General features: G+C 72.8%; 12 protein-coding genes. 5 read left to right on the forward strand and 7 right to left on the reverse strand.

What is annotated here, in order from left to right; genetic code table 11:
- Window positions 1-1,416 (forward strand): chromosomal replication initiator protein DnaA, encoded by a 1,416-nt coding sequence (gene dnaA / locus WMF45_RS00005; protein WP_437714921.1) that lies wholly within the window; start codon window positions 1-3, stop codon window positions 1,414-1,416.
- 153 nt (window positions 1,417-1,569) lie between these two features.
- Here dnaA and WMF45_RS00010 read toward each other — a convergent pair whose 3' ends face one another.
- From WMF45_RS00010 to grpE, 3 genes are all read right to left on the reverse strand, one after another.
- Window positions 1,570-5,487 carry a serine/threonine-protein kinase gene (locus WMF45_RS00010; protein ID WP_437714922.1) on the reverse strand — a complete coding sequence of 1,306 codons (3,918 nt, stop codon included), beginning with the start codon at window positions 5,485-5,487 and terminating at the stop codon, window positions 1,570-1,572.
- 108 nt (window positions 5,488-5,595) lie between these two features.
- Window positions 5,596-7,458, reverse strand: coding sequence for a molecular chaperone DnaK (dnaK, locus tag WMF45_RS00015; RefSeq protein WP_012232637.1), 1,863 nt, complete (start codon window positions 7,456-7,458; stop codon window positions 5,596-5,598).
- Between the two features lie 187 nt (window positions 7,459-7,645).
- Window positions 7,646-8,230, reverse strand: coding sequence for a nucleotide exchange factor GrpE (grpE, locus tag WMF45_RS00020; RefSeq protein ID WP_437714923.1), 585 nt, complete (start codon window positions 8,228-8,230; stop codon window positions 7,646-7,648).
- Window positions 8,231-8,493: 263 nt separating this feature from the next.
- On the opposite strand from grpE, the gene WMF45_RS00025 reads away from it, so the two are divergent.
- Window positions 8,494-9,756, forward strand: a complete 1,263-nt coding sequence (locus WMF45_RS00025; RefSeq protein ID WP_437714924.1) for an aspartate aminotransferase family protein — start codon at window positions 8,494-8,496, stop codon at window positions 9,754-9,756.
- Window position 9,757: 1 nt separating this feature from the next.
- On the forward strand, window positions 9,758-12,205 hold the full coding sequence (locus WMF45_RS00030; protein ID WP_437714925.1) for an HAD family hydrolase: 2,448 nt from the start codon (window positions 9,758-9,760) through the stop codon (window positions 12,203-12,205).
- A 49-nt stretch (window positions 12,206-12,254) separates the two neighbouring features.
- Here the strand turns inward: WMF45_RS00030 and WMF45_RS00035 are convergent, their stop codons facing one another.
- From WMF45_RS00035 to WMF45_RS00045, 3 genes are all read right to left on the reverse strand, one after another.
- Entirely contained in the window at window positions 12,255-12,767 is a 513-nt protein-coding gene (locus WMF45_RS00035; protein WP_437714926.1) for a Fur family transcriptional regulator, read from the reverse strand.
- A gap of 98 nt (window positions 12,768-12,865) precedes the next feature.
- A complete protein-coding gene (locus WMF45_RS00040; RefSeq protein WP_437714927.1) occupies window positions 12,866-13,927 on the reverse strand; it encodes a hypothetical protein in 1,062 nt (353 codons plus the stop codon).
- A gap of 77 nt (window positions 13,928-14,004) precedes the next feature.
- Window positions 14,005-14,799, reverse strand: coding sequence for a hypothetical protein (locus WMF45_RS00045; RefSeq protein ID WP_437714928.1), 795 nt, complete (start codon window positions 14,797-14,799; stop codon window positions 14,005-14,007).
- Window positions 14,800-15,147: 348 nt separating this feature from the next.
- Here WMF45_RS00045 and hrcA point away from each other — a divergent pair, with 348 nt between their 5' ends.
- Entirely contained in the window at window positions 15,148-16,191 is a 1,044-nt protein-coding gene (gene hrcA, locus WMF45_RS00050) for a heat-inducible transcriptional repressor HrcA (RefSeq protein ID WP_437548409.1), read from the forward strand.
- Here hrcA and WMF45_RS00055 read toward each other — a convergent pair.
- Window positions 16,184-17,143, reverse strand: coding sequence for an RluA family pseudouridine synthase (locus tag WMF45_RS00055; protein ID WP_437714929.1), 960 nt, complete (start codon window positions 17,141-17,143; stop codon window positions 16,184-16,186). The two genes, hrcA and WMF45_RS00055, sit on opposite strands and share 8 nt — an antisense overlap.
- A 149-nt stretch (window positions 17,144-17,292) precedes the next feature.
- Between WMF45_RS00055 and WMF45_RS00060 the strand changes: the two genes are divergently transcribed.
- Window positions 17,293-18,318, forward strand: a complete 1,026-nt coding sequence (locus tag WMF45_RS00060; RefSeq protein ID WP_437714930.1) for a response regulator transcription factor — start codon at window positions 17,293-17,295, stop codon at window positions 18,316-18,318.
- Window positions 18,319-18,541 lie beyond the last annotated feature (223 nt).

The following is an 18,541-nucleotide window of genomic DNA, read 5'->3' on the forward strand; positions in this document are numbered from 1 at the left end:
ATGACGATTCCGAAACACGAGCCGCGCGAGGTCTTCGATCGGGCGATCGAGCATACGCGGACGCTTTCCCCGGCCACTTTCGATCAGTGGTTCGGGGGAGTTCAGTTCGATGATCTGACCGACGGCGTCCTGACGCTGCGTGTCCAGAACGAGTTCGTCCTCGAGTGGGTCAGGGACAATTTCCTGCCAGCGCTCACGGACAAGATCCGAGAGCTCACCGGCTGGTCGGTCCAGGTCGCGTGGACGGTGGATCAGAACCTCGACGCGCCCATTGCGCAGCGCGTGGAGCTCACCCCGGTGCGTCCGCGGGCGCTCGTCGTGCGTCCGTCGAGCGCGGCGCCGGCGCCGGCGCCCCGCCCCGAGCCGGCGCTCCGGCGCGTCCCGTCGATGCCGGACGACCTCAACCCGAAGCACACCTTCGCGAGCTTCGTCGTGGGCCCCTCGAACCAGCTGGCGCACGCGGCCGCGATCGCGGCCGCGGGCGGCGGGGGACGCCGCTACAACCCGCTCTTCATCTGCGGCGGCACGGGGCTCGGCAAGACCCACCTGATGCACGCGATCGCGCACCGCGTCTTCGAGGGCAGGCCGGACGCGCGGATCATCTACGTCTCGGCCGAGAAGTTCACGAACGACTTCATCACGGCCATCCAGCACCACCGGATGGACGAATTCCGTACGCGGTACAGGTCGAGCTGCGACGTGCTGCTCGTCGACGACATCCAGTTCCTGGCCGGGCGTGAGCAGACGCAGGAGGAGTTCTTCCACACCTTCAACGCGCTCCACACGCTCGACCGGCAGATCGTGGTGACGAGCGACAAGTACCCCCAGAACCTCGAGCGCATGGAAGAGCGGCTCGTCTCGCGGTTCTCCTGGGGGCTGGTCGCCGACATCCAGGTGCCGGAGCTCGAGACGCGCGTCGCGATCGTGCGGAACAAGGCGGCGCTCGAGGGCATCGCGCTCACGGACGACGTGGCCCTCTACCTCGCGCAGATGGTCCGCTCCAACGTCCGCGAGCTCGAGGGGACGCTGATCCGGCTGGCGGCCAAGAGCTCGCTCACGGGCCGCCCCGTCGACCTCCCGTTCGCGCGCGCCGAGATCACGGCCACGTCGCCGCCGCGCGCGCAGATGATGAGCGTCGAGGACATCCAGCGCGCGGTGTGCCACCACTTCCACCTGCGCTCGATCGACCTCACCTCGAAGGACCGCCACAAGAGCGTGGCCTTCGCGCGCCACGTCGCGATGTACCTCTGCAAGCAGCGGCTGAAGTGCAGCTTCCCGGAGATCGGGCGGGCCTTCGGCAACCGCGATCACACGACGGTGATGAGCGCCGTCCGCAAGATCGAGGCGCAGCGCGACTCGGATCCGCAGGTCCGCGCCCACCTCGAGGCGCTCGAGAAGAAGCTCGCCGACGAGTGAATCGCGCGCGCGTGACGCGGAAGGCGCGCGCGACGCGCGCGTGACGCGGAAGGCGCGCGCGGCACGAGAGCGACCTGCCGGCTACCGGGCCCTCGGTGCGCTAGCGTCGCGCGTCGCGTGGATCGCCGCGCGACGCGCGACGAGCGCGCGAGGTCAGAGCTCGGACAGCGCGGAGCGCGCGTCGTCCGCGACGAGCTTGTTGCCGTACGCGGACGCGAGATCGAGCACCTCGGCGAGCTCGCGCCGCGCCTCCTTGACCAGGCCCCGCTGCTTCAGGAGCGCGCCGAGCAGGTACCGGCTCTCGAGGGCGTCGGTGCGGTAGGAGCGCGCGTCGGCGTAGCGCGCGAGCTCGCGCAGGAGCTCGCCGGCGCCGGCCGCGCCGCTCAGCCCGTCCAGGTAGGCGAGGTGCGCGCGGTTGATGGAGGCGAGGCGCTCGTGGCCGCTCTCCTCGGCGAGCTCCTTCGACTCGGTGAGCGACGCGTAGGCGCGCGGCAGATCGCCGAGCCGCCGGCTCGCGTCGCCGAGGTTGTGCAGCGCCGCGGCCGTCTCGAAGCGCAGGCCCGCGGACCGGGCGAGGTCGACGGCGCGGGCGGAGCTCTTCACCGCCGCGTCGAAGTCGCGCAGGAACACGTGCACGAGGACGCGCTGCTTCTCGCGCTCGCTCGCCGCCGCGAGGTCGCCCGGATCGCCGAGCGCCTCCGCCCGATCGAGGGCGCGGAGCGCCGCCGCGATGTCGCCCGTGGCCGCGCGCGTCTGGGAGATCGCGAGCAAGAGCCTCGGATCGTCGATCGCGCCCGTCGCCTCGAGCTGCTCGACGGCGCGCTCCGCGCGCGCGAAGTCGCCGGACCGGACGCCGATCTCCGTCTCGCACGCGAGCGCCTTGCGGCGGAGGTCCTCCCGATCGCCGGCGAGGGCGTAGGCCTCCTCGAGCCTCGCGTACGCGTCGGCGAAGAGATCCACCGCGCCGAGGGCGCGCGCCAGGTCGACGCGGGCCGAGAGCTTCTGCTCCGGCGCGCCGGCCTCGTCGATGCGCCTCAGCGTGCGGGCGGCGACGTCGGCGAGATCGGGCGCGGAGCGCACGCGCACGACGACGTCGGCGAGCGCGCCGAGCCACGCGGAGAGCTCCGCCGGCGAGCGGTGGGCGTGGTCGCCGAGGTCGAGCGCCTGGAAGATGAGCCGGAGCGCCGGATCGAGCTGGCTCGCGCGGATCTTGTGGAGCGCCGCGCGCGCGTAGAATGTGGCGGCGCGGTCGCGATCGCCGGCCTGGTAGAAGTGCTGCCCGATGCGCTCGGCGTGCTCGGCGCCGTCCTCGCCGACGACGGCGACGTACGCCGCCGCGGCCGCGGCGTGCAGCTCCCGGCGGAGCTCCGGCGGGATCGCGTCGAGGACGATCTCCCCGTGCATGGGCGACGCGAAGCTCGCCTGCGCGGGGCCCTTGAGCCGCAAGAGGTCGCGGGTCGCGAGCCCGGAGATCGCGCGGTTCACGGCCGGGAGCTTCTGCTGGAGGAGCGCCGCGAGGACCTCGGTCGGCACCGGATCGCCGAGGATGGCCGCCGCCTGGAGCACGGCGCGGTCGCTCGGGTCGAGCCGCCGCACCCGGGTCGCGATGAGCGTGCGCAGCGAGCGCGGCACCGCCGACGCGCCGTCGAGCCGCGCCTTCACGACGCCGCTGACGACGCTCAGCGCGCCGGAGTCGAGGAGCTCCTTGATGAGCTCCTCGAGGAAGAGCGGGTGGCCGCCGGCGCGCTCGCGGCAGAAGGCGACGACGTCGGGCGGCAGGAAGTTCGCGCCGATGCGCGCCGACATGAGGCGCGCGCTGTCGCTGTCCGAGAGCTCCCCGACCTTGAGCCGGTAGAAGTGGGGGTGCGCCTCGAGCAGCGGCGGCGGGTCGCTGCGCGTCGCCAGCATCAGCACGGCGCGGATCCCGCCGGCGCGGCCCGCGGTGGCGAGCAGCGTCTCGGCGGTGAGCTGGTCCATCGCCTGCGCGTCGTCCCACGCGAAGCAGTGGAGGCGATCCTCGCAGAGGCTCTGCACCATGCGCGGGAACGCCGTGCGCAGGATCGCGGTCGTCCCCTGCGGCGCCCGCGTCTCGGCGAGCGCCGCGCCGAGCTGACCGAGCACGGCAGCGGACTCGTCGTCGCGCAGGCCGAGCGCCCGCAGCCGCGGCAGCACCGCGCGGATGCGCTCCTCGTCGTCGCCCTCCTGGATGCCGCAGAGCACCTGGAGCATCGCGGTGAGGCCGCTCCACGGGACGTCCGCGCCGTTGTGCGGGCACGAGGCGACGTAGACACCGACGTTGTAGTCGCCCTTCGAGAGCCGCCGCTCCATCTCGGCGAGCAGCCGCGTCTTGCCGATGCCGCGCTCGCCCTGGATGACGGCGATCTGCGCGCGCTTCCTCGTGGCGGCGGCCAGGATGTCGCCGAGCTGCTTGAGCTCGTCGCGGCGGCCGACGAAGCGGCCGTACGCGCCGTCCGGGGGCTGCGCGGACGTGACGACGCGCCCCCCCTCGGGCGCTGTCCGGCCCGCGCCGGGCAGCTCCTCGGTCGCGAACGCGTTGCGGAGGACGCGCCCGGTGAGGTTCGACACGGCGACCTGGGACTCGGTCGCGCGGGCGAGCGCCTGGGCGGAGGCGATGAGCGAGGTGAGCCGCTCGTCGCGGATCGGGACGCCGGCGCTGTCGACGAGGATGCGGGCGAGGTGGATGCCGGCGGAGACCGCGGCGCCCCCGCCGCGCGAGCGCAGGATCACGAGGGCGGCGCGCGCCGCGGCCTCCGTGTCGCGGCCGTCGGCGTCGCCGAGCCCGAAGACGGCGACGAGCTGCGACGCCTCCTGCTCGAGCAGCAGCGCGCCGTAGCGCGCCAGCACGTCGCGGGCCCGCGCCATGCGCCTCGCCGCGTCGTCCTCGGATCCCGTGAAGATGAGCACGAGCGCCGTGACCTCGCGCCGCTCGCCGAGCCCGCGCGCGGCCGGGCCGCTGTCGGCCTTCTCGAGCAGCTGGAGGAGCCCCGACGCCGAGCGGCTGCGCGTGCTCGTCGTGTGCGGCACCTCGACCGGCGTGCGCTCGTTGGCCCCGTTCGGCTCCTCTTCGAGCACGGCGCTCGCCTGGATCTCGGCGCTCTTCTCCTCGTGGAACGGCTCCAGGAAATCCGCGAGGTCGTTCGCCCCGAACCGCTCGGCCGTCGCGTAGAAGAAGCCGAGGAGCGCCTCGTGCAGCCGCCCGGCGTCGGGGAACCGATCCTCGGGGTTCTTCGCGAGCATCGTGCTCACGACGTCGACGAGCGACCGGGGCACGTCGGGGCGCGCGAGCGCGAGCGGCGGATACTCGCTCGCCTGCAGCCGCCGCATGATCTCGAACGCCGTCGGCGCTGCGAACGGGTTCGACCCGGCGAGCATCTCGTAGAGCACCGTGCCGAGCGAGAAGAGATCGCTCCTGCCGTCGATCGCGCCGGCGCGCGACTGCTCCGGGCTCATGTAGGCGAGCTTCCCGCGGATCCTCCCTGCGCGGTTCTCGCCGACCTCCTCGTCGGTCATCGATTGCGTCGCCTTCGCGATGCCGAAGTCGGTGACCTTCACCTCGCCTTCCCAGGAGAGCAGGATGTTCTGCGGAGAGATGTCGCGGTGGACGATGCCGAGGGGGCGCGACTGCTCGTCGCGCCGCCGGTGCGCGTGATCGAGCGCCTTCGCGATCTCGGCCGTCATGAAGACGGCCATGGCGAGGGGGATCGGCTTCTTCGCCCTCCGGCAGCGGGCGAGGAGCGTCGCCAGGTCGAGCCCGGGGACGTACTCCATCGCGATGAAGTAGCTGGTCGGATCGCCGTTCGGATGGTCGACGCGGCCGAGGTCGAACACCTGCACGATGTTCGCGTGCGAGAGGCGCACGGCGAGCTTCGCCTCGTGTACGAACATGTCCACGAAGCGCCCCTGCTCGGCCAGCTTGGGGAGGATGCGCTTGATGACGAGGACCTTCTCGAACCCCTCGACGCCGAAGCTCTTCGCCTTGAAGACCTCGGCCATGCCGCCTTCGCCCAGGCGCTCGAGCAAGCGATACCGCCCGAAGGTCTCGCTCAGCATCGCCCCGCCTGCGCCCCTCGCAGCCTCGCGCCTTTGGCGCGCGCGGCGCTCCGGAGGGGACGGCCCGCGATCGGCGCGCGAGCCGGCGCCGCCGCGCCTAGCCGCGCGTCATGTCTCGACGGCCTTGTTCGCGCCGGCGTCATCGTCCCCTCCATACATCGACTCCGCGATCCGGAACGCCGCCCCCTCGAGACGCGCGTACGCGTCCCGGAGCGCGTCGAGGTCGCCGCCGGCTTCGAGCAGCTTCCGCAGCGCCGCGCACTCGGCGTGGACCTCGCCGAGGAGCTCGGCGTCGAGCAGATCGCCGTAGCCTTCGAGGGCCTGCTCGGTCGTGTAGACGAGGGTCTCGGCCTGGTTGCGGAGCTCGGCGAGATCGCGCCGGAGCGCGTCGGTCTCCTTGAACCGCTCGCCCTCCGAGACGAGCCGCTCGACCTCGTCCGGGGTGAGGCCGCTCGTGGGGGTCACCCGGATCTCCTGCACACGCCCCGTCCCGAGATCCCGCGCCTCGACGCGGACGATCCCGTTCTCGTCGATGCGGAAGGTGACCTGGATCTTGGGCAGCCCGCGCGGCGCGGGAGGGATGCCGGTGAGCTCGAAGCGGGCGAGGCTCCGGCAGTCCGCGGCCATCTCGCGCTCGCCCTGGAGCACGTGCACGGGGACGAAGCTCTGGTTGTCGACGCTCGTCGTGAAGATCTCGCTCCGCTCGGTGGGGATGGTCGTGTTCCGCGGGATGAGCTTGAAGCTCACGCCGCCGCCGGTCTCGACGCCCAGCGACAGCGGCGTCACGTCGAGGAGCAGCACCTCGTCCACCTGTCCGGAGAGCGCGGCGCCCTGCAGCGCGGCCCCGACCGCGACGACCTCGTCGGGGTTCACGCCCTTGTTCGGCTCCCGGCCGAAGAACTCGCGCACCGCCGCCTGCACGGCGGGCATCCGGGTCATGCCGCCGACGAGGACCACCGTGTTGACGGCGGAGACGGGGAGCTTGGCGTCCCCGAGCGTCGCGCGACAGACGTCGATGGTCCGCCGGATGAGGCCCTCGCAGAGCATCTCGAGCTCGTTGCGCCGCATCGTCCGCTCGAGGTGGAGCGGCCCGCCGCCCGGGCCGACGGCGATGAAGGGGATGTTGATCTCGGTCTCGAGCGACGACGAGAGCTCGTGCTTCGCCTTCTCGGCCGCCTCCTTGAGCCGCTGCAGCGCCATGCGGTCCCGGCGCAGATCGATGCGGCTCTTCCCCTCGAACTCGTCGGCGAGCAGGTCGATGATCCGCTGATCGAAGTCCTCGCCGCCGAGGTGCGTGTCGCCGCCGGTCGCCTTGACGCTGAAGACCCCGCTCGCGATCTCGAGGATCGAGATATCGAACGTGCCGCCGCCGAGATCGTAGACCGCGATCGTCTCGGCCTTCACCTTGTCGAGGCCGTAGGCGAGCGCCGCGGCGGTCGGCTCGTTGATGATCCGGCGCACGTCCAGCCCGGCGATCCGCCCTGCGTCCTTCGTCGCCTGCCGCTGCGCGTCGTCGAAGTAGGCGGGTACGGTGACCACCGCCTCCGTCACGGGCTCGCCGAGGAACCGCTCGGCGACCTGCTTCATCTGGCCCAGGATCACCGCGGAGATCTCGGGCGGTGAGTAGTTGCGCCCCTTGACCTCGACCCACGCGTCGCTGTTCGGCGCCTCGACGATCTTGTAGGGGGCGAGGCTGATCTGCTTGCTGACCTCGGGCGCGGTGAACTTCCGGCCCATCAGCCGCTTCACCGCATAGATGGTGTTCTGCGGGTTCGTGACCGCCTGGCGGCGCGCGACCTGTCCGACCAGGCGCTCACCGCTCGCGGGGAAGCCGACCACGGACGGCGTGGTGCGCGCGCCCTCGGCGTTCGGGATCACCCGAACATCGTTGGCCGAGGCGACGCCTGCCCCTTCGACGACAGCCACGCACGAGTTCGTCGTCCCGAGATCGATGCCGATCACCTTCCCCATATGCGGCGAAAGATACTACAGGCCTGGATGCTCGCCGGGTGGGGAGACGACCTGGGCGCCCGCGATATTTGGGGAGATCGTGCGGCGAGGTAGCGGGGCACGGCAGATCCCGGACAGGATCACCGCCAGGATGCGCACCGTGCCGGGGGTGTGCGCCGAGGGAGCCTGCGCGACGCCGCGCGGAGGCTCAGTTCGCCGCGGGCGCCGGCTCGACGGGCGAGCCCTTCGAGACGACGACCATGGCCGCGCGGATCAGGTAATCGCCCAGCATGTATCCCGGCTGGACCTCCGCGATCACGACGCCGGCAGGGTGCTCGGTCGAGTCGAGCTGCTGGATCGCCTCGTGCACGCTGGGATCGAAGGGCTTGCCGACCGCGGCGATGCGCTTGATGCCCATGCGCTCCAGCGTGTCGACGAACTGCTTCGTCACGATCCGGACGCCCTCGGCGACCGACTTCACGTCCGGCGCGCCCTCGGCGTGGCTGGCGGCGCGCTCGAGGTTGTCGAAGACCGGGAGCAGATCCTTCAGGATCGACTCGCGGCCGCGGCGCTGCGCCTCTTCGACCTCGCGCCGGGAGCGCTTACGGAAGTTGTCGAAGTCCGCGGCGGTGCGCAGCAGCTGCTCGCGCATCCGCGCGGCCTCGGCCTGCGCCTCGCCTAGCTTGTCTTCGGGGGTGGAGGCCCGCTGCTCCGCGGCCTCTGCGCGCTCCGCGTGCGCCTCTGCCGTCTCCCCCGTGTTCTGGTTCGACCCATTTTGTTCCGAATCGCTCATAGGACGGCGGCACTATAACCAGCCGCGATCCGCTGGCAATCGCCAGGCCCATGGTCGGTCCCGAGGCGAGCGCCGCCGGCCGAGCGCGCCGGCGCTCGCTGCCGCGCCGGCCCAGGACGCCCGCAGGGGGGCCGGCGCGCGGGCGCTCCGGCCGCGCTCCGGCCGCGCTCCGGCCGCTCAGATTGCCCGGGTCTCCACGATCCGCTGCGGGCGCTGCATCGAGCGTTTGCTCCGACCCCCCGCCCGGCGTTAGATCGCCCCCCATGAGCATCGCCACAAGCCCCGCCGCCGAACCTCCTCCGGCGAACGCCTCGACGCCGGCCAGCGCGCCGCTCCTCGCGGCGCAGAAGCACCTCCTCGGCAACTACCGCCAGCCGCCGTTCGTCCTCGACCGCGGCAGGGGTTGCGAGCTCTTCGACACGGAGGGGCGCCGGTACCTTGACATGTGCGCCGGGGTGGCCGTGGCTTCGCTCGGGCATGCTCACCCGCGGCTCGTGGCGACCATCTCCGAGCAGGCGGGCCGCCTGATGCACGTCTCCAACTATTTCTTCAACGCGGAGAACCTCCGCCTCGCCGAGGAGCTCTGCGCGAAGACCGGCTTCGACCGCGCCTTCTTCTGCAACTCGGGCGCGGAGGCGAACGAGGCGATGCTCAAGCTCGCGCGCCGCCATTTCTTCAACCGGGGCGAGGAGGGGCGCTACCGGATCATCGCGTTCGACAACGCGTTTCACGGCCGCACCCTCGGCGCGGTCGCCCTGACCGGGACGCCGAAGTACCGCGAGGGCTTCGGCCCTTCGCTCGACGGCGTCACGCACGTGCCGTACGGAGACGCGGCGGCGGTGCGCGCGGCCATGGGCCCGGACGTCGCGGGGATCCTCGTGGAGCCGGTGCAAGGGGAGGGCGGCGTGCTGCCGGCGCCGGCCGGGTTCCTCGCCGAGCTGCGGCGCATCGCCGACGAGCACGGCGCGCTGCTGCTCATCGACGAGGTGCAGACCGGCATCGCGCGCACGGGGCACTGGCTCGGCGCGATGTACGACGGCGTCCAGGGCGACGCCGCGGCGCTCGCGAAGGGGCTCGGCGGTGGGTTCCCGGTCGGCGCGCTGGTGCTGCGGGAGCGGCTCAACGGCGCGCTGCCCCCCGGCTCGCACGGCTCGACCTACGGCGGCAACGCGCTCGCCTCCGCCACGGCGCGCACGGTGCTCGCGGTCATCGAGGAAGAGAAGCTGTGCGAGGCCGCCGTGAAGCGCGGCGAGCAGCTCGGCCGCGGCCTCGCAGCCATCGCCGCGCGGCTGCCGGGCGTGTGCCTCGGCGAGCGCGGGCGCGGGTTGCTCCGCGGGCTCATCCTCGCGCCGACCGTCGACGCGCGCGCCGCCCTCGGCCGCGCGCGCGATCGGGGCGTGCTGCTCACGATCGCAGGCAACAGCGTGCTCCGGTTCACGCCGCCCCTCATCGTGAGCGAGGCGCAGATCGACGAGGCGCTGGCCGAGGTCGAGGCCGCGCTCGCCGAGACGCCGGCTGCAGGTTGAGGTGGTCGCCTCGCGCGCCGCGGGTCCCGCCGTCGCACCCGTCCCGTGCTCGGGCTGCAGCAAGCTGATCGATCCGCTGCGCGCGGGGCAGGTGGCGATCTTCGATCAGCGCTTCCATTACTTCTGCAACGCGCGGTGCCGCCACGCCTTCCTCGGTGAAGCGCCGCCTGCGCCGGGGGACGGCCGGCCTGCGGGCCTCGCGGCGTCGGGCGCGCCCTTCGCCGGCGCTCCTCCCCGGGGGCTCCCGTCGGGCGCGCCGCCCGGCGCCGGAGGACACCACGCCTCCACCCCGCGCACCCCGCGCGCGGAGCCCGCGCGGGCGAGCGCCGACGAGGGCGCGGCGCGCGTCGCAGATCTCGACGCGCCGATCGTGAACGCGTTCCCCCCCGTGTCGCTCGACGAGAAGCTCCCCGATCTGCCCGTCCTCGACGACGATCGCGCGCTGCTCGAGCCCATCGGGAACACCATCCTGAGCGAGGAGCCGCAGCGCTACGACGCGGTCGAGGCGCGGGACATCGGCGCGCTCCTGCTCGTGCTCGCGATCATCGCGGGGACGCTGGCCGTCGCGCTCACCCTCGCCGGGGACGCGAAGCTCGTCATCGGCGCGCGGATCGTGCTCGCCACGGTGAGCGCCGGGATGCTCCTTGGCCGCGCCGCCACGACCGCGCGCGACGCCACCGATCCGCACCCTGCGCCGATGCTCGCCCCCGTCCTTGGCGGGCTCGTCGCCGCCGTCTGGGCCCTCTTCGGTCAGGACCGCGCCCTCGCGGCCGAGGCAGCGTCGCTCGCCGGCGTGATCGCCACCGCCAGCGCGATCAGCGCGTGGCTCATCGAGAGCGCCCGACATCGCGTATTCGGGGAGCGGGCGTGGATCGGATCCGTGCTCTCGACCCCGGCGCGCCGGCCGCCTGGCGCGTGGGCGCAGGGCTCGGCGCCCGCCGACCGCGCCCCTCAGCGCGGCGGCGACGGCGGTCCTGTCGAGGGCGCCGGGGATGAGCTCTACGAGCTGCGACCGGGCGAGAGCGTCCAGGTCGACGCGGGGGAGATCGTCCCCGTCGACCTCGTCGTCACGGGCGGCGACGTCGAGGTGCTCCCCTGGATCGGCGCGACCACGCCGACCCGCCGCCGCGACGGCGACCCGGTCGTCGCCGGGGCCACCGTGGTCCGGGGTCGCCTCGTCGGCGCGTGCACCTTCTCCGGCGGCGATCGCGCGGTCGCGCGCGTCCTGCTCGACGCCCGCCGGCGCGCGGACGCCCTCGCGCCCATCGCGCAGGCCTCCCGCGCCCTGACCGAGCGCTGGGCGATCGGCGCCGCGGCGATCGGCGCGCTCTCCGCCTTCGTCGCCGGGCGCGCTCCGGTCGAGATCGCGATGACCGCGGCCGCCGTGCTCGCCGCGCTGTCCACGGCGATCACGGCGTCCATCGCCTCGGTGCACGTCGCGCGGGGCATCTTGCTCGGGCTCCGCCGGGGCATCGTCTACAAGAGCGCCGACGCCTGGGATCGCGCAGGGAAGACCTCGGTCGCCGTGTTCTGCGCCCGCGGCACGCTGCTGCTCGGCGAGCCCGAGCTCGCGGAGCTGGAGGCGACCGGCCAGAAGCTCAAGCCGAGCGACGTGCTCGCGCTCGCGGCCGGGGCGGAGCGCACCGAGGAGCACCCCGTCGCGACGGCGATCGTCCGCGCCGCGCGCGCCCGCGGCTTGCGGCCCGACGGCGTGCGCAACCCCAACTTCCACCCCGGCCTCGGCGTGACGGCCGTCACCTCGTCCGGCGAGGAGCTCTGCGTCGGCAACCGCGCGCTCATGCTCGAGCAGCGGATCTCGATCGCCGCGGCCGAGAGCCGCGTCGCCGAGCTCGAGGCGCTGGGGCGCACGGTGGTCCTCGTCGCGGTCGGCGCTCGCCTCGTCGGCATCATCGGCCTGCAGGACGGGCTGCGCCCCGGGGCGCGGGCCGCCATCCAGCACCTGCTCGACGCGCAGATCGAGCCCGTGCTGATGTCGGGCGACGCGCGCGAGACGTGCGAGGCGATCGGCCGCTCGCTCGACATCGATCACATCCGCCCCGAGATCCTCCCCGCGGATCGCGGCACGGAGGTGCGTCGCCTGATCGACGCGGGCACGAGCGTCGCCGTCCTCGGCCACGCGGGCGTCGACGACGCCGCGCTCGGCGCCGCGGACGTCTCCGTGGCGCTCGGCGCCGCCGGCTCGGCGCCCGCCGACTTCTCCACGGTCCTCGCGTCGGACGACGTCCGCGACGCCGCGCTCTCCCTCGCGCTCGCGCACCGCACGCGCCTCGAGGCGCGCGTCGGGCTCGCGCTCAGCGTCGCCCCGGCGCTCGTCGGCGCCGCGGTCATCGCCGCGTTCGTGCTCCCGCCGGCCTACGCGCCCATCGCCTCGCTGCTCGGCGGCGTCATGGCCGTCGTCCACGCCCGCGCGCTCGACGCGAAGAGCTGAGCGCCGGGCGCGGTCGCCGGCGCGGGGCTCCTCGCCGCGCCGGGGCGGGCTACGAGACGTCGGGCGTGGTGTCCTTGGCGTCGCGGCAGTCCGCGCAGACGCCGTACATCTCGTGCTTGTGCCAGGTCACGTCGAAGCCGTACTTCGCGGCGATCTCTTCCTGGAGCGCCTCGATCCGCGGCTCCTCGAACTCGATGATCTTCCCGCAGTTGACGCAGATCAGGTGGTCGTGGTGCGCGCTGGCGTCGTCCGCCAGCTCGTAGCGGCTAAGGCCGTCCCCGAACCGTCGCTCGGAGGCCACGCCGCACTCCGCGAGCAGCTTGAGCGTGCGGTACACCGTCGCGTACCCGATGCCTCGGTCGTGCGCGCGCACCTCCGCGAGCAGGTCCTCGATGGTCATGTGCGGGGCGCCGGAGAAGAACGTGTCGACGATCAGCCGGCGCTGCGCCGTCGATCTCAGCCCCTTCTTCGCCATGTACGCCTGGAGGCGAGCGCGGAGCCGGTCGAGGGCAATTTCGTCCACGTGGCTGGCGCTGCTCCCCTCTCTCTCCATGACGGCCATGGCAAGTTTATCCCGTTCGCGGCGAACCGCGTCAAGGCCGGTGACCGAGCCTACGTGGCGCGGCCTCGCCGATGCTGCCTGTGCCCCGCTCGTCGGCGCTACTCGCCGACCTGCGCCATGTAGCTGATCTGAGCCGCCGAACCCCCGAGGGGGCTGAGCAGCGTGATGGGAGGCGCGACCAGGCCGGCCGCCGCCGTGTTGTCGATGACGACGTAGTAGAGGCCCGGGCGCAGCGCGTAGCGGCGGGTCTCGATGATCCCGGGCTGGAGAGGGCCGCCTGCCTGCACCGGGCCTGGCGGGGGGCCGAGCGGCTTGCCGGTCTGGTAGGCCTCGCGCCACGCGTCGCCGGTGGGCTTGTCGACGATCATGAGGTCCACGGGCGCGCCCTGCGCGCTGACCTTGAGGTAGAGCGCCTGGTCCGAGTCGGCGACCTCGAACGGCCCCAGGTAGTCGCGCTGGTTCGCGTACACCTCGACGGTCTCGTTCGCGAACGTGTACCGCTCCTCGTCCTCCGCCTCGAACGGGTGGTGCGGTCGCTGGGGCGGCATGAGGATCCCCAGCGTGAAGTCCTTCCCGGTCTCCTCGTTGTAGAGGACGGTGAACCCGCGTGTCAGCTCGCCAGCGACGATCTGGTTGCCGAGCAGGTTGGCGAGCCCGCCGAACGGCGGGACGTTGGCCATCACGTCGATGACCGGGTTCTCGACGTAGCCGAGCTGGAAGCTCGGGCCTTGCACGATCCGGTTCAGCCGTCCCCACACGTAGACGTTATCGTCCGCGAGCTGGAAGTCGGGTCGGTACTCGACGGACGTCGTGAGCGAGAAGCCCACCCGCTTGGCCGGCTGCATGTAGCCGTAGCCGGTGCCGGCGATGTGGACGGTGATCGTCTGGGCCGCGTCGTTGACGTCGTACGAGCACTGCATCGGGAAGAACCGCCCCATGGACGCCGATCTGTCCTGCAGGCGCAGCGAGACCCCGCTCTTCAGCATCTCGGGGCAGATCTTGCTGGCGCCGAAGTTCGAGAACAGGAACCAGCGGAGGGCGGGGCTCGCGTTCACGGGACCGCTGACGCAGGGGCAGCCGACGAACGTGAACGACAGCGCGACGGCGGCGAGCGCCAGCGCGGCGGACGCGCGGGAGAGCGGGGGTCTTCGTGCGGGCACGCGGGCTAACATAGCGGGTCGACCTCGGAGGGAGAGCGGGTTTGCGCGCCGGGGGACGGAGGACGGCCCCTCCCGGATCAGCGCACGAGATGCCATTGGACGCCGGGGGTCACCTCGAGATGCAGGTGATTTTTGTGCGCCCGGTCGTAGTTGGGCGTGAGGATCGACGTGAAGATGTGCTGGTCGACGGCCTCGCACACGATGGAGCGCAGCTCGCGTGCTGCCGCGTCCGCTGGAGGGCCGGTGCCCGCCCCCTTGCCGGCCCCGCGGGGCCGCCCGGTCGGGACGGCGCTCTCGCCGCAGACCGGCGCGCCGCGCCTGCCGACGAAGTCGCGCTCCACCTCGATCCAGTCCTCCGCGAACCCGCCGCCGACGCGCTTCTTGATGAACCTGTAGGGGTCGATCGCGAGCCCGCCGGGGTGCCTCGTGGCGAGCCTGCCCTCGGGCCACATCCTGGCCGGAGGTCGCCAGGCCGAGAACATCAGCACCTCGTCGATGTCGTGCGCGCGGAGGATCCGGCTGAAGTCCGAGAGCGCCAGCGCGAGGCGGCAGTCGAAGACGTCGTGCGGGTTTCCCGCGCGTTGGTGGGCCGGCAGCGCCGTCCGGTAGAGGACCCCGCCGACCCCCTGCATCAGCCGCACCGGAGCGAGCACGCCCGGCGCGCGCTGCACCGGCTGGAACGCGATCTTCCGCTGCGTGAGCGCCGCACGGCATTGATCCGCGCTCATCGCCGCGTAGCGCGCCGACGGGTGCTTCGCCCAGTCCTGGTGGTACCTGACCTTCGGCTTGCCCTGCGCGCTCGGCGCGGCGGCGAGGGGGCCGAGCGCGAGGGCGAGCGCGCAGGCAGCGGCGGCATGGCGTGCGGGCGGCATCGTTGCGGTACATCCCTCGTGCGAAGCAAGGCAGGCCGACCCTCTCGGGGGGGGCAAGTGACCACGACCACGGCCACCTGGCCGAGTGGCCGGCCGCGCCGCCCTCCGGTGGAGCGGCGCCCCCGTGCGCGGGGTGGCTGGCCAGTGGCTGCTGCCCGATCCTACCGCGACATTTGACCGGGCCGCGCGATCCCCTCAAAATGGGTCGCATGCGTGTCCGTGGGTCAAGCGCCCGCACGCGCAGCTTGACGTACGGGAGCGAAGGTCCGGCCCGCGTGGCTTCCCGGTCCGGGCTGTCCCTGGTCCAGGTAGCCACCGCGGCGCGCTTGTGCGCTGCATGCAACTGACATGGGTGATCTTTCCAACCGAGCTCGAAAGATCCTTTTCGCCGCGGTCACCGAGTTCATTGCAACGGGCGACCCAGTTGGCAGCAGGACGCTCGCCCGGAAGTACGGGCTGGATCTGTCGGCTGCCTCGATCCGCAACGTGCTCGCCGACCTCGAGGAGGCCGGGTACCTCCACCAGCCGCACACCTCTGCCGGGCGGATCCCGACCGATCGCGCGCTCCGGCTGTTCATCGACGCGCTCGTCGAGCTCCGGTCGCTGTCCCCCGAGCAGCAGGCCGAGCTGAGCGCGAGGTTTACCGAGATCTACGCGGGGGCGAACGATCCGCTCCGCGAGACCGGGCGCTACCTCTCGGAGCTGTCCGGCGCCGCGGCGGTCGTCGCGGCGCCGCGGGCGGAGCTCCGCGCCCTCGCCCAGCTGCGCTTCATCCCGACCAAGCCCGGGCAGCTGCTCGCGGTGCTCGTCTTCGCCGACGGCTCGGTCGCGAACCGCTTCATCTCGGCCGACGAGGCGATCAACGAGGGCGAGCTCACCCGGATCCACAACCTGCTCACCGACGTCATCGAGGGGCGCACCCTGGGCGAGATCCGGGACCTGTTCGCCCGCCGCCTCGCGGACGAGCGCCTCCAGATCGACGCGCTGAGGCGCCGCGCCTTCGAGCTCGGCAGCAAGGCGACGGCCGACGTGACCCGGCGGAGCGAGGTCGTCATCGAGGGGCAGAACCGCCTCATCGATCTGCCTGAGTACGCCGACGTCGACCGGCTCAAGAAGCTGATGAAGGCGCTCGAGGAGCGCGAGGAGCTCGTCGATCTGCTCGACCGGACGCTCGCCGCCGGCGCGGGTGAGGTCACCGTGTTCGTCGGCAGCGAGGCGGGCGACCTTGGCGGAGGCCAGCTCAGCCTCGTCGCCGCGCCGTACATGGAGAACGGCCGCGTCGCCGGGACCGTGGGCGTGCTCGGCCCGACGCGGATGGACTACGCGAAGGTCATGCCGCTGGTCGACGCCACGGCCGCGGCGATGACCGAGGTCCGCGGCAAGGTCAAGTAGCGCCCTTCCGCTGCGGCGCGCGGAGCCGATCGAGCACGTCGTCGAAGTCCGGGGGCGGCGGCGCCTGGAAGCGCATCGGCCGGTCGTCGGCCGGGTGGTTGAAGCCGAGCTCGGCCGCGTGGAGCATCAGCCGCGCGGCCGGGATCCTCGTCCCGCGGTAGTCCCGCACGTAGACGGTCTCGCCGACGAGCGGGTGCCCGGCCTCCGCGAGGTGGATGCGGATCTGGTGCGTGCGTCCCGTCTCGAGCCGGCACGCGACGAGCGTCACGCCCCCGGCGCCGGCCCCCTCCTGCGGCCCTCGGAGCACCTCGATCGGCTCCACGTGCGTCACCGCGAGCTGCCCCTCGCGCCGCCTGTCTCGCGCCGAGCCGCGCAGCCCGTCGCCCCGATCCTCGACGAGGTAGCTGCGGTAGGTGCCGCGCGGGACGGCGCCGTGCGCGAGCGCCAGGTACTGCCGGTGCATCGCGCGGACGCGGAGCTGCTGCGCGAGGTGCTTCTTCGCGGCGAGCGTCCGCGCGAAGACCAGCAACCCGCTCGTCCCCTTGTCGAGGCGCTGCACCACGCCGAGCGGCGCGCGCCCGCGCAGGCGGTCGCGCCTGGCCAGCACCTCGCGCACCAGCGCGTCGAGGGTCGCGGCCTGCTCCGCGGGATCCTCGTCGCCGAACGGGATGGTGCTCACCCCGGCGGGCTTGTTCACCACGACGACGCTCGCGTCCGCGTAGACCACGAGCTCGCCCTCGAGCTTGCGCCGCCGCACCGTCTCGGGCCTCGGCGCGTGCAGGCGGATCTCGAGCAGCTCCCCGCCGAGCACCCGCCGACGGGCGCTCGTCGCCACCGCGCTCCCGACCAGCACCTTGCCGGTCTCGATCAACCGGCGCGCGTCGGACCACGAGACCTCGGCCAGCGCACGGACGGCCCCGTCCAGCGGGCGCCGATCCAGCTCGGCGGGCACCGTCCAGCGGCCATCCTGCGGAGGTCGTACCGGCGCGGCCGGGTGGACGCCGGTCGTTTCGGCGGTTTTGTCTTCGTGGCTCGGCGGAGTGGCGGGTCGGAGCGGACGCATGTAGAGGTCACCGGGGCGCCTCGGCTCCGCCCATCAGCGTGGGACCGGGCTCTACCGGCGCGAAAAAACGCACATCCGCGGGGCCCGCGGGGGCGAAATACACCGCGAATGTTGACACATCGCGCGACGGGAGCCGAAGATATCCAGAGCCGTCGCCGCTTTCTCGCCATCTGAGAGGAGACCCGTTCGTGGCCAGCACCCTTCTCGCCGTAGACGACAGCGTGACCATGCGCAAAGTGCTCGAAATCACCTTTGCGGGTCAGGATTTCCGCGTCGTGACGGCGAGCAGCGCCGACGCTGCGCTGCAGAAGCTCAAGAGCGATAAACCCGACCTGGTGATCGCCGACGTCACGCTCGAGCCGAAGAACGGCTACGAGCTGTGCAAGGCGATCAAGCAGGCCTCACCGGCGACGCCCGTCCTGATCCTGTCGTCCAAGCAGAACCCGTTCGACCCCGCGAAGGGATCGGGCGCGCAAGCGGACGATCACATGGACAAGCCGTTCGACACCCAGCAGATGATCGACAAGGTCAAGAAGCTGCTGGCGTCGCGCGGCGAAGCGAAGCCCGCCGCCGCAGCGGCCCCTGCTGCCGCAGCGACTGCGCCCGCGCGCTCTCCTGCGGCGCAGCCCGCCGCGCAGCCCGCAGCCGCCGCGCAGCCCGCGGCCGCCGCGCAGCAGGCAGCAGCGAGCCCGCTCCAGCGCGCGAAGACCCTCATCTACACGCCCAACGCGCCGGCCACGAGCGCTGCGCCGGCCCAGGCCTCGGTCAAGACGGCGCCGGGCGGCTCGGCAAACGTGCCGGTCACGACGACGATGGCCTTCTCGCCGACGCCGGTGTCCGGCGTGCCGAAGACCGCGACGGGGCCTGCCGCCGTCGCCGCGACCGCCTCCGCGCAGGTCAACGGCCAGATGGCGAGCAAGCTCGAGGGCCTCGGGCTCAGCTCCGAGCAGGTGGAGGCCGTGATGGCGCTGTCCCGCGACGTCGTGGAGCGCGTCGTGTGGGAGGTCGTGCCGGTGCTCGCCGAGACGATCATCAAGGAAGAGATCGCGCGCCTGACGAAGTAGCCGCCCACCGCGGCCGCTGCCTGGCCGTGGGTGTCGACCCGCCCCTGCTCCTGTCGTGCCGGCCAGGCACGCGAACGGGGCGGGGGGCCTTCCTGGGCGCGTGAGGCCCACCGACCCATCCACACGGTACAGCGCGCGTGGCTCGCGGGGTGCGCGCGGTCGGGATCGCAGCGCGGGTGCATGCGACCGCTGCTTTGCCCGGCGACCTGGAGTTGCTACGCCA

Origin of the sequence: Sorangium sp. So ce448 (genome assembly GCF_051520915.1) — a bacterium.
In the GTDB taxonomy this organism is placed as follows: Bacteria; Myxococcota_A; Polyangia; order Polyangiales; family Polyangiaceae; genus Sorangium; species Sorangium cellulosum_B.